This is a genomic window from Thalassospira indica (assembly GCF_003403095.1).
GTDB classification, from domain to species: Bacteria; Pseudomonadota; Alphaproteobacteria; order Rhodospirillales; family Thalassospiraceae; genus Thalassospira; species Thalassospira indica.
Map to the genome: position 1 here is coordinate 3,809,363 of NZ_CP031555.1, position 14,532 is coordinate 3,823,894.

The 14,532-nt window shown below is 55.9% G+C and carries 15 protein-coding genes; 9 read left to right on the plus strand and 6 right to left on the minus strand.

All coding sequences use genetic code 11. The annotated features are described in order from the left end of the window. Window positions 1-128: 128 nt before the first annotated feature. The 5 genes from DY252_RS17905 to DY252_RS17925 all read left to right on the plus strand — a co-directional run bounded on the left by DY252_RS17905 (window position 129) and on the right by DY252_RS17925 (window position 5,825). The gene (locus tag DY252_RS17905; RefSeq protein ID WP_064788936.1) at window positions 129-1,736 is read left to right on the plus strand and encodes an ABC transporter substrate-binding protein; all 1,608 of its coding nucleotides are present in this window, start codon (window positions 129-131) and stop codon (window positions 1,734-1,736) included. Window positions 1,737-1,853: 117 nt separating this feature from the next. Then, on the plus strand, window positions 1,854-2,864 hold the full coding sequence (locus tag DY252_RS17910; protein ID WP_064788937.1) for an ABC transporter permease subunit: 1,011 nt from the start codon (window positions 1,854-1,856) through the stop codon (window positions 2,862-2,864). A gap of 13 nt (window positions 2,865-2,877) precedes the next feature. Next, the gene (locus DY252_RS17915; RefSeq protein WP_064782134.1) at window positions 2,878-3,813 is read left to right on the plus strand and encodes an ABC transporter permease subunit; all 936 of its coding nucleotides are present in this window, start codon (window positions 2,878-2,880) and stop codon (window positions 3,811-3,813) included. Window positions 3,814-3,816: 3 nt separating this feature from the next. Then, a complete protein-coding gene (gene dppD, locus DY252_RS17920; protein WP_063087345.1) occupies window positions 3,817-4,830 on the plus strand; it encodes a dipeptide ABC transporter ATP-binding protein in 1,014 nt (337 codons plus the stop codon). Continuing rightward, a complete protein-coding gene (locus tag DY252_RS17925; RefSeq protein ID WP_008891559.1) occupies window positions 4,830-5,825 on the plus strand; it encodes a peptide ABC transporter ATP-binding protein in 996 nt (331 codons plus the stop codon). Before dppD ends, DY252_RS17925 begins: the two co-directional genes overlap by 1 nt. A gap of 113 nt (window positions 5,826-5,938) precedes the next feature. Here DY252_RS17925 and DY252_RS17930 read toward each other — a convergent pair whose 3' ends face one another. The 6 genes from DY252_RS17930 to DY252_RS17955 all read right to left on the minus strand — a co-directional run bounded on the left by DY252_RS17930 (window position 5,939) and on the right by DY252_RS17955 (window position 10,875). Continuing rightward, the gene (locus DY252_RS17930; RefSeq protein WP_008891558.1) at window positions 5,939-6,586 is read right to left on the minus strand and encodes a LysE family translocator; all 648 of its coding nucleotides are present in this window, start codon (window positions 6,584-6,586) and stop codon (window positions 5,939-5,941) included. 78 nt (window positions 6,587-6,664) lie between these two features. Next, the gene (locus DY252_RS17935; protein ID WP_064782137.1) at window positions 6,665-7,168 is read right to left on the minus strand and encodes a cupin domain-containing protein; all 504 of its coding nucleotides are present in this window, start codon (window positions 7,166-7,168) and stop codon (window positions 6,665-6,667) included. A gap of 101 nt (window positions 7,169-7,269) precedes the next feature. After that, on the minus strand, window positions 7,270-7,767 hold the full coding sequence (locus DY252_RS17940) for a copper chaperone PCu(A)C (RefSeq protein WP_064788938.1): 498 nt from the start codon (window positions 7,765-7,767) through the stop codon (window positions 7,270-7,272). 75 nt (window positions 7,768-7,842) lie between these two features. After that, on the minus strand, window positions 7,843-8,316 hold the full coding sequence (locus tag DY252_RS17945; RefSeq protein ID WP_064788939.1) for a DUF2946 family protein: 474 nt from the start codon (window positions 8,314-8,316) through the stop codon (window positions 7,843-7,845). Window positions 8,317-8,470: 154 nt separating this feature from the next. Next, on the minus strand, window positions 8,471-9,868 hold the full coding sequence (gene fumC, locus DY252_RS17950; protein ID WP_064788940.1) for a class II fumarate hydratase: 1,398 nt from the start codon (window positions 9,866-9,868) through the stop codon (window positions 8,471-8,473). Between the two features lie 161 nt (window positions 9,869-10,029). Beyond that, window positions 10,030-10,875: a DeoR/GlpR family DNA-binding transcription regulator gene (locus DY252_RS17955; protein ID WP_064782141.1), complete on the minus strand. Its 846-nt coding sequence runs from the start codon at window positions 10,873-10,875 to the stop codon at window positions 10,030-10,032. A gap of 157 nt (window positions 10,876-11,032) precedes the next feature. Here DY252_RS17955 and phnD point away from each other — a divergent pair, with 157 nt between their 5' ends. From phnD to phnE (DY252_RS17975), 4 genes are all read left to right on the plus strand, one after another. Next, on the plus strand, window positions 11,033-12,031 hold the full coding sequence (phnD, locus tag DY252_RS17960; protein WP_082923482.1) for a phosphate/phosphite/phosphonate ABC transporter substrate-binding protein: 999 nt from the start codon (window positions 11,033-11,035) through the stop codon (window positions 12,029-12,031). Between the two features lie 82 nt (window positions 12,032-12,113). After that, on the plus strand, window positions 12,114-12,911 hold the full coding sequence (phnC, locus tag DY252_RS17965; RefSeq protein ID WP_008891551.1) for a phosphonate ABC transporter ATP-binding protein: 798 nt from the start codon (window positions 12,114-12,116) through the stop codon (window positions 12,909-12,911). After that, window positions 12,908-13,714, plus strand: coding sequence for a phosphonate ABC transporter, permease protein PhnE (phnE, locus tag DY252_RS17970; RefSeq protein ID WP_008891550.1), 807 nt, complete (start codon window positions 12,908-12,910; stop codon window positions 13,712-13,714). The genes phnC and phnE (DY252_RS17970) overlap by 4 nt, the downstream gene beginning before the upstream one ends. Beyond that, window positions 13,708-14,532, plus strand: a complete 825-nt coding sequence (gene phnE / locus DY252_RS17975; RefSeq protein ID WP_008891549.1) for a phosphonate ABC transporter, permease protein PhnE — start codon at window positions 13,708-13,710, stop codon at window positions 14,530-14,532. Before phnE (DY252_RS17970) ends, phnE (DY252_RS17975) begins: the two co-directional genes overlap by 7 nt.

Consider the following 14,532-nt stretch of genomic DNA (forward strand, 5'->3'; position numbering starts at 1 on the left):
TGCCAACATTCATACCTGTTGGATCGGGTAAACCTCGTCCGTTGCAAAATATGCTGTCAAACGTGACCGGATCAAATGTCACGCGGACAGCATTGATTTGCTCGGACCAGCCTTGAGGGAGGCATTTAATGAAAGCGAATTTCGTCAAAGTGGCACTTGGTGCAGGCCTGCTTGCAGCCACCGCACTTGCTGCTCCGACTGCCGCTTCGGCAAAAACCCTGGTATATTGCTCGGAAGCAAGCCCGGAAGGCTTCAACCCGTCGCTTTACACTGCGGGCACGACCTTCGATGCGTCTTCGCGTCAGGTCTTCAACCGCCTGGTACAGTTCAAGCGCGGTACCACCACCATCGTTCCGGGTCTCGCGACCAGCTGGGACGTTTCGGCAGATGGTCAGGAATATACCTTCAACCTGCGTGAAGGCGTGAAATTCCACACCACCGAAGACTTCACCCCGACCCGCGATTTCAATGCTGATGACGTGATTTTCACCTTCATGCGTCAGTTTGATAAAGAACATCCGTATCACGGTGTCTCTGGCGGTTCTTACGAGTACTTCAACGGCATGTCGATGCCGGACCTGATCAAGGACATCGTCAAAGTCGACGATTACACCGTCAAGTTCGTTTTGAACCGTCCGGAAGCACCGTTCATCGCCAATATGGCCATGGACTTCGCATCTGTTCTGTCGGCTGAATATGCTGACAAGATGATGGAAGCAGGCACCCCGGAGATGGTTGACCTGAACCCGGTCGGCACCGGTCCGTTCCAGCTCGTTGCCTATCAGAAAGATGCGGTTATCCGTTACAAGGCATTCCCGGAATACTGGGAAGGCAAAGCAGCCATCGATAACCTGATCTTCGCAATCACCCCGGACAGCTCTGTGCGTTATCAGAAGCTGAAAGCTGGCGAATGTCATGTGATGCCTTATCCGAACCCGGCTGATCTCGAAGAGATGGAAGCAGATGCCGACATCAACTTGCTCAGCCAGGAAGGTCTGAACGTTGGCTGGCTCGGCTACAACACCGAGAAAGAACCGTTCACGGACGTCAAAGTCCGCAAGGCTCTGAATATGGCGATCAACAAAGACGCTATTATTGAAGCTGTATTCCAGGGCGCAGGTTCCAAAGCAAAGAACCCGTTGCCGCCGACCATCTGGTCATACAACAACGACATTGTTGATGATCCTTATGATCCGGAAGCAGCAAAAGCCATGCTGGCAGAAGCCGGTTTCCCGGAAGGCTTCACCACCGACATTTGGGCGATGCCGGTCCAGCGTCCATACAACCCGAATGCTCGTCGTATGGCGGAGCTGATTCAGGCTGACTGGGCAAAGGTTGGCGTGCAAGCCGAGATCGTTTCCTATGAGTGGGGCGAGTATCTTGAGCGCACCAAGAAAGGCGAACAGAGCACCTTCCTGATCGGTTGGACCGGTGACAACGGTGACCCCGACAACTTCCTCGCAGTCCTTCTGGGTTGTGACGCAGTTGGCGGTTCGAACCGTGCCCGCTGGTGCAACGACGAATTCGAGAACCTGATTCAGCAGGCGAAAACCACCTCGGACGTTCTCGAGCGTACCCGCCTGTATGAAGAAGCACAGGTTGTCTTCAAACGCGAAGCACCGTGGGCAACCATTGCACACTCAATCGTGTTTGAACCGATCCGTAACGAAGTTGTTGACTACAAAATCGATCCGTTCGGTGGTCACATCTTCTATGGTGTAGATCTCGCTGAATAAGCGTATCAAAACCTGATCAGAGAGGCCCGGTTTTCCGGGCCTCTTTGCAATTTCGCAAAAGAGAGAGACGTCCGCCTGCACCCGGTTTGCACGCGGACACAATAAAGGCCCGATGGCATGCTAGGATTCCTGTTTCGCCGTTTGGGGGACATCATCCCGACCTTCTTCGGTGTCACCCTTTTGGTATTTTTCCTGATCCGCCTAATTCCCGGTGATCCCATTTTGATGCTGGCCGGCGAACGCGGCATAGATGCGGAACGATATGCAGAACTTCAGGTTCAATACGGCTTTGATCAACCGATCATTGTGCAATATTTCGATTACCTGATGGGCGTATTTCAAGGCGACCTTGGAAAATCATTTGTTACCAAAAGGCCTGTTATCGAAGAATTTCTGACTCTGTTCCCGGCAACAGTCGAACTCGCCATTATGGGCATTCTTTTCGCCGTGGTACTTGGTGTGCCGTTGGGGGTTCTGGCTGCTATTCATCGCGGCAAATGGGTTGACCACCTTACGATGTCTATATCCCTGACGGGCTATTCGATGCCGATTTTCTGGTGGGCGCTGCTTCTGATCATGTTCTTCTCGACCACCTTGGGCTGGACGCCGGTCTCGGGTCGAATATCGGTCATGTTCTTCTTTGAACCGGTGACCGGCTTCATGCTGATCGACAGCCTTCTGAGTGGTGAGAAAGGCGCTTTTGCCAGCGCATTTAGTCATCTGATCCTGCCAACGATCGCACTCGGCACTATTCCGATGGCGGTGATTGCGCGTATGACACGCTCCTCGATGCTGGAAGTCCTGGGAGAAGAATATATCCGCGTTGCACGCGCCAAAGGTCTGGCACCGATGCGGGTAATCATGGTTCATGCGCTGCGTAATGCCTTGATCCCGGTGATCACGGTGATCGGCCTTCAGGTCGGCGTGCTGCTGGCTGGAGCAATCCTGACGGAGACGATTTTCTCTTGGCCGGGCATCGGCAAGTGGATCATCGAAGCCATGAACCGTCGCGACTATCCGACCATTCAGGGTGGCATTCTGATGATTGCCTTCCTTGTGATGGCCGTGAACCTGATCGTTGACGTTCTGTACGGGATTATTAACCCCCGTATCCGTTACAAGCGCTAAGGAGAGCTGTGAGATGAGCGAGAACACCACCCCGTCCGCAGCACAGGCCTCAAACGTTGCCGAAGCAGCCGTTGAGCCCGTCGGCGCGCCGCCGAGCCCGATGCGCGAAACTTGGGACTATTTCAAAAAGAACCGCGGTGCTTTTGCCGGTCTGATCGTCATTGCGATCATTCTGTTTCTGGCCGTGACCGCACAATGGATCGCACCGTTCGATCCGGTGGCACAGGACCGTACCGCGTTTCTGAAACCGCCGATCTGGATGGAAGGTGCCGATCCCCGTTACATCCTTGGCACCGATGCGGTTGGCCGTGACATCCTGTCGCGCCTGATCCATGGCGCTCAGTTGTCGGTTTCGATCGGTGTCGTCGTCGTTATCCTGTCGATGATTGCCGGTATCGTGCTTGGTATGGTTGCCGGTTACTTCCGCGGCTGGATCGAAGTCGGCGTCATGCGCCTGATGGACATCATGCTGGCCCTACCCAGCCTGATCATGGCACTTGCGATTGTTGCCATCCTCGGCCCGGGGCTTGAAAACGCGATGCTGGCCATCGCCATCGTCCAGTTGCCGCACTATGTGCGCCTGACGCGCGCCTCGGTCGTATCGGAACTTAACAAGGAATATGTCATCGCATCGCAGATTGCCGGTGCCGGTCATGTCCGCCAGATGTTCGTCAACATCCTGCCGAACTGCATGGCGCCGCTGATCGTGCAGGGCACGCTTGGTATTTCAAGTGCGATCCTTGACGCTGCTGCCCTTGGCTTCCTTGGCCTTGGTGCGCAGCCGCCGCTGCCGGAATGGGGCACCATGCTCTCTGAGGCCCGTGAATTTGTGGGCTCCGCTTGGTGGGTGATCACCTTCCCCGGCCTTTGCATCCTTGTCACCGTGCTTGCCTTCAACCTGATGGGTGATGGTCTGCGCGATGCCCTTGATCCCAAGATGAAACGGTAAGTCATGGCTCTTCTCGAAGTAAAAAACCTGACAGTCGAGTTCGGCTCCGAAGACAAGCCGTTTCGTGCTGTTGATTCCGTAAGCTATTCTGTTGATCGCGGCGAAGTCCTTGGCATCGTCGGGGAATCCGGTTCGGGTAAATCGGTTTCATCGCTTGCCGTAATGGGTCTGATCGATTTTCCCGGTCGCGTGACCGCGGACGCCCTGACCTTTGATGGTCAGGACCTGATCACTATGCCGGCAAAACGCCGTCGCGAGATCACCGGCAAAGACATCGCCATGATCTTTCAGGATCCGATGTCGGCGCTTAATCCGTGCTTCACGGTCGAAGCCCAGATCATGGAGGCCCTTAAGGTCCATGAAGGCGGCAACAAGAAGCAACGCCGTGAACGCACGCTTGATCTTTTAAACCAGGTCGGCATTCCCGATCCGAAGTCGCGCATGACCGCCTACCCGCATCAGCTGTCGGGCGGCATGAGCCAGCGTATCGTCATTGCCATGGCGATTGCGTGCAACCCGCGCCTTCTGATTGCCGACGAGCCGACCACGGCCCTTGATGTGACCATTCAGGCCCAAATCATTGATCTGTTGCTGAAACTGCAAGAAGACAGCGACATGGGCCTGATCCTGATCACCCACGATCTGGCACTGGTGTCCGAGGCGGCCAACCGCATTCAGGTGATGTATGCCGGTCAGCTGTTTGAAAGTGGCCCGGCTGACAGCATCTTTGCTGCCCCGCGCCATCCCTATACGCAGGCGCTGCTCGAAGCGCTGCCGGAACGATCCGAGGGCCATGACCGTCTTCGGACTATCCCCGGCGTGGTTCCCGGTCAGTATGACCGCCCGCAGGGATGCCTTCTGGCACCGCGTTGCCGTTATGCCAATGAACACTGCGTGAAAGCGCGCCCCGAGGTCACCGACTTCAATGGCCGCGATGTGCGTTGCTTCTATCCGCTAAACGATCAGGGCCAGCCGACCGGCCTGACCGCTGATACGACCACCGGGGAGACTGTGTAATGAGTTTTCTGGATACCAAACCCGGTGTTCCGCTTCTGGAATCCGATGATCTTGTCCGTCACTACGAGGTCAATCGTGGCTTTGGCAAACCCAGCGCCATGGTCAAGGCGCTTGATGGGGTTTCCTTTACGCTTGAATCGCAAAAGACCCTTGCGGTTGTCGGTGAATCCGGCTGTGGCAAATCGACCCTTGGCCGTCAGCTAACCCTGATCGAAAAGCCGACCTCGGGCGCGCTGAAACTGAATGGCAATGCCGTTGGCAACCTGTCTGACAAGGAAGCCAAGCAGTTCCGCCGCACCGTTCAGATGATCTTCCAGAACCCGTATGGGTCGCTGAACCCGCGTAAAAAGGTTGGCCAGATCCTGGCCGAGCCAGTTCTTTTGAACATGGATAATCTTGGCCGCAAGGAACGTGAAGAACGCGTCCATGCCACCATGGCAAAGGTTGGCCTGCGTCCGGAATTCTATCAGCGTTATCCGCATATGTTTTCCGGTGGTCAGCGTCAGCGTATCGCGATTGCCCGTGCCCTGATCCTTGAGCCGAAAGTCATCGTCGCGGACGAACCGGTTTCGGCCCTTGATGTATCGGTGCAGGCACAGGTTCTAAACCTGATGATGGACCTGCAGGAAGAGATGAATGTCGCCTATGTTTTCATCTCGCATGATCTTTCTGTCGTCAGACATATTGCAGATGACGTCATGGTGATGTATCTCGGTCGCGTCGCTGAAAAGGGACCGACTGACGAGATCTTTGCCAAGCCGCTGCACCCCTATACACGGGCGCTTTTGGCATCGGCACCAAAGATCGATCCGACACAACGTGTGAAGGCAGAACCGCTGACCGGCGAGCTGCCATCACCGATCAACCCGCCCTCGGGATGTGCGTTCCATAAACGCTGCCCGTTTGCGACCGAGGAATGCGCAAAAGTTCGCCCGGAACTGCGCAATTTCGAGGGCCGCGAAGTGGCGTGTCATCGGGTCGAAGAAATCGCCTGACAACAGGCGATCGCCCGGAAAGCCTAACAGCTATCCAGGTAGACAAGGGAGCAAGGGGGCGCGCTTTTAACAAAGCTGCGCCCCTGCGCATTTCTGAGGATATCTTGCCTGAATTAGGCCGTCGTGCGTGACCGGTCGGTGAGTGCAAGCAAAACACCCGCCCCGACCAGAAGCGTACCCGAAACACGGTTGAGCATCCGCATATGTCGGGCTGACTTGATCAGGCCCTTGACCTGCCCGCCCAACAATCCATAGGCCAGCAAAACGCTGGTTTCCATGGCAATGAATGTCACGCCCATGACGGTGAATTGCGGTCCGTATGCCACTGCCGGATCAAGGAATTGCGGGAAGAAGGCCGTAAAGATCAGGATCGCCTTGGGATTGCCAATCGCGGTCAGGAACTCGGTCTTGGCCAGATTAAACGGCCCCGGATTGACCATCAGCTCGACCGGGCCGGTCGTTTCATCGCTGTCATTGACCTTGGCAAACCAGCTTTTAAGACCAAGCCAGACCAGATAAACCGCCCCGCCCCATTTGATCACAAGGAAGGCGGTTTCACTGGCGGCCAGCACAACACCAAGCCCGGCCGCGGTTACCACAATCATCAGGGCAAAGGCAACAATACGGCCAATACCGCCGACGGCAGCAGACGATACGCCGTACCGCGCGCCATTGAACATCGCGAGAAGATTATTGGGACCGGGCGCCATCGCCAACGCGATTGCCGCCCCGGCAAAAAGAAGCCAGGTGTCGAGCTGCATGGGGCTATTCCTGTATTCCGGGGTTGGTGGCCACACCAAACAACCCCAAGTTGGTGACGACGTACTTTCGCCTGAAAATCAGTCGCGCGTCAATGCTGCAATCAGCTCGGACGCGGCGGGCCATTTCGCCGTCAGTGCCGCACGCTTGCCCATGGAGAAATCGGCAAAATCAAAACCCGGCGCAACGGTACAGCCCAAAAGCGCAAACTTGCCACCGGGTTTAAGCCGCGCCCCCTGCCAGACATTTTTAGGCACCACCATTTGCGGTTTCTGCCCGGCCAGCAAGTCCTTGCCGATCTCGACCCGCTTGTGGGTGCCGTCCTCAAACAGCTGAAGCTGTTCGACGGCATCCCCGATATAGTGGTGGAAAATCTCGTCACTGGTCAGGATATGCATGCCTGAAAAAGTGTCGGGCGTCAGAAGGTAATAGATCGCCGTCCCCGTGCTGCGCACCCCCAGATACCGATTACCGGGATTACAGGTTTCAAACGCCCTGAAGGTCTCGGCATAATAGCCGCCCTCCGGATGGGGTTGCAGGCCAAGCTTGGCGATCAGATCGTCAATAGTGATGTCGTCAGACATGATGGGCTCCCTGTAACCGAGCGTTTTGGTTGCCCCATCATGACGAAAAAAGGGGGTCGGCGCAAACCTTCCCCCTTTGAATATTCAGTGGTGGCGCAACCTTAGTTGCTGTTCATTTTCATCTTGCCATGACCATGCCCCATGCCAGCACCGCCGTTCGGCCCCATCGCCATGGTGTTAAGAACATCAATGGTCACAGGCACATCACCGGCCTTCTCGAATTCCAGCGTGATGTCGATTTTCTCGCCTTCTTCAAGCGGCTTGTTCAGGCCAATGAACATGACGTGATAGCTGCCCGGTTTGAACTGCACAGAGCCATGCATCGGCACGTCAACACCGCCCTGAACTTCACGCATCTTCATGACATTGTTTTCCATGATGTGGGTGTGAAGTTCGGTACGTTCTGCAAGGTCACTGCGCACGCTAACAATGCGGTCCGCGGCACCGGTATTCACAACATCAAAGAAGGCCGCACCATTGCGCACCATGCCCTTGGATGCCTTCGCCCAGGCATCCTTGACTTCGATATCGGCGGCAAAGGCGTTGGTAACGATAAACAGCGACGCGACGGTCGCAACAATTGCAAAAAGCTTTTTCATGATATTCCATCCTATAAGCAGCCTGCATCCACAGGTCTGCGATTTCAGTAATCGTGTTTTGATCAGTCTTTGAAATCAGATGGAAACCGGGGGTGCCCGGGAATGGCGACCGCGCGGGATGTCATTGACCGCGACAAAGGCAATCGCCTTGGCATAGCTGACATCATGAATGACCGGCACCGGCGCGACATAGGGCAAATCAATCGCCGCCATCGCCCCGTGATGGTTTGCACAAAGCGGGCAAAACGCGTGGGTCGGCATTTCGTCGGCCTGACCGGACGCATTTGATGCCACGACACCATCAAGCGTATCAGCAGATACAAGCTTGATGCCCGCCGGGGTGCAAATCAGAACGTAATCACCACCCGGCGCGATTTCCGCTGCGGATGCGGTTGCAACACCGGTCGCCTGACCGCTGAGCAATGCCGGGACAAGCCCGGACTGGGTGACACCCGCAAACAGGACAAAAAACGCCACCAGCCATGTCTGAACGACACGGCGCAGGGAAATTCCGCCCGAACGGCGGTTATGGCGTTTGCACGTGATCATGGGTTGGATATGCCCGATTTAAACCACACCTGCAATGACATTGATCATTGCACGGGGGCTGTTTCGTCCTGACGCCTTGATACTTTTCATGATGCGGAAACATAAGGCCGGGTGCGATACCCGGCCTTGTTTTTCGATACCTTAAGACATCACGTCAGATCATGTCGCGGGCCTGGACCAGCTCATCAAAGCGATCGCCATCGAGGAAACCAAGCGCGATGCAGGCTTCCTTCAGGCTACTGCGTTCCTTGTGCGCCTTCTTGGCCACGGCCGCCGCATTGTCATAGCCAATATGCGGCGCCAAGGCGGTCACCAGCATCAGGCTTTGTTCGACATAGTGCGCGATCTTTTCCTGATCGGCCTCAAGCCCGGCGATGCAGTTATCGGCAAAGCTGACCGATGCATCGGCAATCAGGCGGATGGATTGCAGAAGGTTATAAATAATCACCGGCTTGAACACGTTAAGGTCCAGATGACCGTTCGAACCACCCACCGTGACCGCAACATGATTGCCCATCACCTGCGCGCAGACCATGGTCAATGCCTCGGCCTGGGTCGGATTGACCTTGCCCGGCATGATCGAGGATCCCGGCTCGTTGGCGGGCAGCACAAGCTCACCCAGACCACAACGCGGCCCGGAACCAAGCAGACGGATATCGTTACCGATTTTCATCAGCGACGTCGCCAGCACATTCATGACACCCGACATCTCGACACAGGCGTCATGGGCAGCCAGGGCTTCGAACTTGTTTTCCGCCGTTTTAAACTCAAGGCCAGTGATTTTTGACACCTGTTTGGCAAACTCAACATCAAAACCATCCGGCGCGTTCAGCCCGGTACCAAGCGCCGTGCCCCCCTGTGCCAGTTTACGCAGGCGCTTAAGCGCATCGTCGATCCGATCAAGGCCGAGTGCGATTTGCGCGGCATAGCCGGAAAATTCCTGCCCCAGGGTCAGGGGAACCGCATCCTGCATATGGGTGCGGCCGATTTTAACGATATCGCCAAATGCTTCGACCTTGGCGCCAAGGGTCGTGCGCAGGTGCTTAAGGGCGGGTTTCAGCTTTTCCTCGATCTCGACCACGGCGGCGATATGCATGGCAGCCGGGAAGCTGTCATTCGATGACTGGCCGCGGTTGACGTGGTCATTGGGATGGACCGGTTCGCGCTTGCCCATCGGCTTGCCCAAAATTTCGCACGCACGGTTGGCGATCACTTCATTGGTGTTCATATTGGTCTGGGTACCCGATCCGGTCTGCCAGACGACCAATGGGAAGTGATCCAAAAGCTTGCCTTCGGCCACTTCGGATGCGGCAGCCTCAATCGCCTTGGCCAGTTCCGGATCAAGATTATCAAGGGCGGCATTGGCGCGCGCAGCCGCCAGTTTTTGAACCCCGAACGCCTTGATCAGGGCATCAGGCATCCGTTCACCGCCAATGCGGAAATTCTGTCTGGATCGCTGGGTTTGCGCCCCCCAATACCGATCAGAAGGCACATCAATTTCGCCCATGGTGTCCTGTTCGGTACGGGTGGTCACTGGATTGGTCACGATCATAATCCTCCGTGTCAGAAACAAACTGACCGGGGCGGGAACCCGGCATTCAACACAATAACGCGCTGTGCCGGGAAATATGGTTTGGAATCAGGACGAACGCAAACTCAACCGCGACCAAATTGCGGTTTGATCGATCTATTTATCGGTTCAGGCCAGTCGGTTCATGCCAGACCATGTTTTTCATCGCACCACGCCAAAAGCCGTATTCCCGCCCGTTCAAGCTGGGATGCGAATTCCGGTTCGGGTCTGCGATCCGTGATGATGCCGGTAAGCGCTTCAAGCGGGGCGACATTTTCCAGATAGCGTTGATCAAACTTCGTATGATCAACCATCAGCCAGGTTTCATCAGACCGTTCCATCATCGCGCGTTTGACGGCCACCGCCCGGCGGTTAACGTCACTAAAGCCCTGCCGCGAAATTCCCGATGCTCCGATAAAGGCAATATTGGCGTGGAAACGGCGCAGATATTCGACGGTATCGTTGCCATAGACCGCGTTTTCACGACGGTCAAACTGGCCGGGACACATCAAAACATCATCATGATCGGCAAGTTCGGCCATGCCATGCACCACCGCATAGCAATTGGTCAGAAACGTGCGTGGCAGTTTTGTCGTGCGGGCCGCCAGAAACGGCGCAATCTGGGCCACAGTTGAGCCTGCATCAATCATGGCCACATCGCCGGACCGCACCATGTCAGCCGCCAGCATGCCAATCCGTTCAAACCCGGCCACCGCCGATAACTGGCGTTCTGCCAGATCGGGCTGATGGCCCATGGGCCGCGCCGATGCGCCACCGAACTCGCGTTTGATCAATCCATCACGGCTCAGCGCGTCAAGATCACGACGGATGGTTTCGGTTGCAACATCGAATCGCTCTGCAAGTGTGGCAACTCTCACATGAGGGTGAACCTGTAACTCTTGCAGAATACGACGCTGCCGCTCTTTTTTTCCCAAACGCAAAGCCACATCCCCCTCAATTATGGCCGGTTTTGTGCCAATAGCAGGCATCTTAGCAATCCTGAGCGAAACATTTTGTTACAGTTTTGTGTTGATTTTCCAACTTTTTCAAATTCATAATGTTGATTAAAGCAACAATAAAAACAACAAAACCACATTCAAAAACGGCGGAAAGCCGTCATTCACAGGGAAGAAAGGTTCGAAAACAGTGTTTTCAATTCCGAAAAAAACCGACAGTTTAAAGCTCACCACCCTCCTTGCCGCAATCGGCATGGTCGGCATGGCATCCACCCCGGCCGCGGCGGCAGATGACTGCATTGCACGCGGCGATCTTGACCCGATGTATTGCGACATGGACGGCGACCTTGTTGCCGATGCCCCGCCCGCAGACCAGCAGGTCGATCCGGACACTCTTGTCTTTGCATATACCCCGGTCGAAGACCCGGCGGTTTATGCCGATATCTGGGACCCGTTCCTGCAGCATCTTGAAGAAGTAACCGGCAAGGACGTTCACTTCTTTGCCGTTCAGTCGAACTCGGCAGAAGTCGAAGCCATGCGTTCAGGCCGCCTGCACGTTGCCGGCTTCTCGACCGGTCCGACCCCGTTTGCCGTCAACCTTGCCGGTGCGGTTCCGTTTGCCCTGATGGGTGCGGATGATGGTCGCTTTGGTTACACGCTTCAGCTCTACACCCGTGTAGACAGCGGCATTGATACCCCGGCTGATCTTAAGGGCAAACGCGTTGCCCATACCTCGCCGACCTCGAACTCGGGCAACCTTGCACCGCGTGCACTGCTTCCGGGTCAGGGCATCGTTCCGGAACAGGATTACGAAGTTGTCTATTCCGGTTCGCACGATCAGTCGATCCTGGGCGTTGTTGCCGGTGACTATGACGCCGCCCCGGTTGCGTCCGAAGTTGTCGAACGTATGGCCCAGCGCGATCTCTATGATCCGAACGAAGTCAAAATCATCTATGAAAGCAAGCCTTTCCCGACCACTTCGTTCAACTACGCCTACAACCTGAAGCCGGAACTGGTCGAAAAGATCAAGGAAGCCTTCTTTACCTTTGACATGAAGGGCACCGCCCTTGGTGAAGAGTTCAAGGGTGTGTCGAAGTTCCTGCCGATCACCTATCAGGAAGACTGGGCGGTTATCCGCGAAATTCAGGCTGCCAACGGTGTGAAATACACCCCGGACAACCTGAAGTAATTCCTGATTTTCCAATCGATCCGAACTTTGCAGGGCCTGCCTTCGCAGGCCCTGTGCCACCCATTTCATTCGGGGTAACGCAATGCTGCGTATCAAAGAACTTGTAAAACGCTATGGCGAAGAAAAGGCAGTGTTGAAGAACCTGAACCTTGAAGTGCCGGGCGAAAGTGTTGTTTCCATCATCGGCGCATCAGGCGCAGGCAAAAGTACCCTGCTGCGTTGTATCAACCGCCTTGTCGAACCGTCTTCGGGCTCCATCGAACTCAATGGCACGGAACTGACCAAGCTTGAAGGCAAGGCGCTGCGTCTGGCACGCCGCCGCATCGGCATGGTGTTTCAGGGCTTCAACCTGATCGACCGTTTGACAGTGATGGAAAACGTGCAATCCGGGCGCCTTGGCTATCTTCCGGCATGGCGCGCGGTCACGCGCAAATATCCGCAGGAAGACATTGATCGCGCCTTTCATCTGATGGAACGCGTCGGCATCGCCCATTATGCCGACAAACGTGCCGATGAACTTTCCGGCGGTGAACGCCAGCGTGTCGGTGTGGTCCGCGCCCTGATGCAGGAACCTGAAATCCTGCTGGCCGATGAACCGACCGCATCGCTTGATCCGAAAACATCCCGTCAGATCATGGAACTGCTGCGCGCGCTCGCATCCGAGCTGCACCTGCCGGTTCTGATCAACATCCATAACGTCAACGAAGCCAAGGAATATACCCAGCGGATCGTTGGCATGCGCTTTGGCCGCATCATTTTCGATGGCGAGCCGGTCGACCTGACCAATGACGCCATGGACGATATCTATGCCGGTGTGCCCGCCGAAGAACGCGGCGACGCCGAAAGCAGCACCCACCTGCGTGAGGTCGCCGCACGATGAGCAGCACCGTTCAAAAAACGGGCCGCACATGGAAGAAGCCCCCCTTTATTGCCAACCCGATGTTGCGCTGGGGACTTCTGATTGCTGTTGTTGCCTATGTCTGGTGGGCCATCACAACCCTGCCATTCGACTGGGAGCGCATCCAGGACGGTGTCCCGCGTGCGATCCGCATCTTCAAGGGCGCCTTCCCGCCAAGCTTCATCCGTGGCGAATTGCTGTTTGACGGCTTTATGGAAAGCATCAAGATCGCCATTGTCTCGACCCTGCTCGGTCTGGCGTTAAGCGTCCCAATTGCCTTTGCATCGGCGTCAAACATCGCACCGAAATGGCTTTATACCATCGGGCGTGGCGTGATCATCGTTGCCCGCTCCTTCCACCCGGTCATTGTCGCCATCCTGTTTGTCAAAGCGGTCGGCTTTGGCCCGCTGGCAGGCATTCTGACGCTGACGGTCTATTCCATCGGTTTCGTTGCCAAAATGCTGGCCGAACGGATCGAGGAAATCGACTGGGGCCAGGTTGAGGCAATCCGTGCTGCAGGCGGGGCGACATTTGTCACCCTTCTTTATGCCGTGATCCCGCAAATCATGCCCCGTCAGATCGGCCTTTCGATCTATCAGCTTGATAGCAACCTGCGCGCCTCTGCCATTGTTGGCATCGTTGGCGCGGGCGGTATCGGATCGACCCTTCTTAATGCCTTTGGGCGTTATGACTATGACTTTGCGCTGGCGATTACCCTTTGCATCATCGGTGTGATCCTTGTCAGCGAGGCCATCAGCGGCCGGATCAGGAGGAACCTATGGTAGCCACCACCCAACCTACCGGACCGGAAGCAATCGCCAATCGCGAATGGTCCCGCTACACCACCAAGGAACGCTGGCGGCGTTATGGCCTGACCGCACTGGTCGCGCTGGCTGTCGTCTGGTCCTTATCAACGATCAACATCATCTGGCCGTGGCTTTGGGATGCCCCGGAACAGATGGGCGATCTGTTTGCACGCATGTTCCCGCCATCGCTTGAAGGCTGGCAGGAAATCGGCTGGACGCTTTTGGAAACCGTCAATATCGCAACCATCGCGACCTTCTTTGCCGTGTTCCTGTCCCTGCCGATTGCACTGATCGCGGCACAGAACACCACACCGAACCGTTTCACGCTCTGGCTTGGCCGGTTCATTCTGGTGTCGTCGCGTTCGGTCAACACCATCATCTGGGCACTGCTGTTTGTGGCTGTGTTCGGACCGGGTGTTTTGGCCGGTATTCTGGCGATCATTTTCCGGTCCCTTGGCTTCCTTGGCAAATTGCTGGGCGAGGCGATCGAGGAAATCGACCGTGCCCCGATCGAGGCACTGGAATCTGTTGGCGCATCGCGCTTCAAGATTCTGGTCTATGGCGTCATTCCGCAAGTCATGCCGACCTTCTTTGCCGTATCCATTCTGCGCTGGGACATCAACCTGCGTGAAAGCACGGTTCTGGGTCTGGTCGGGGCCGGCGGGATCGGCATCATCCTTCAGGGGGCGATTGATACCTTTGCATGGCAAACGGTTGCCACGATCCTTCTGGCAATCATTGGTCTGGTCATTATTGGCGAAGCCATTTCAGCTTACCTGCGTAAAAAGGTGATCTAA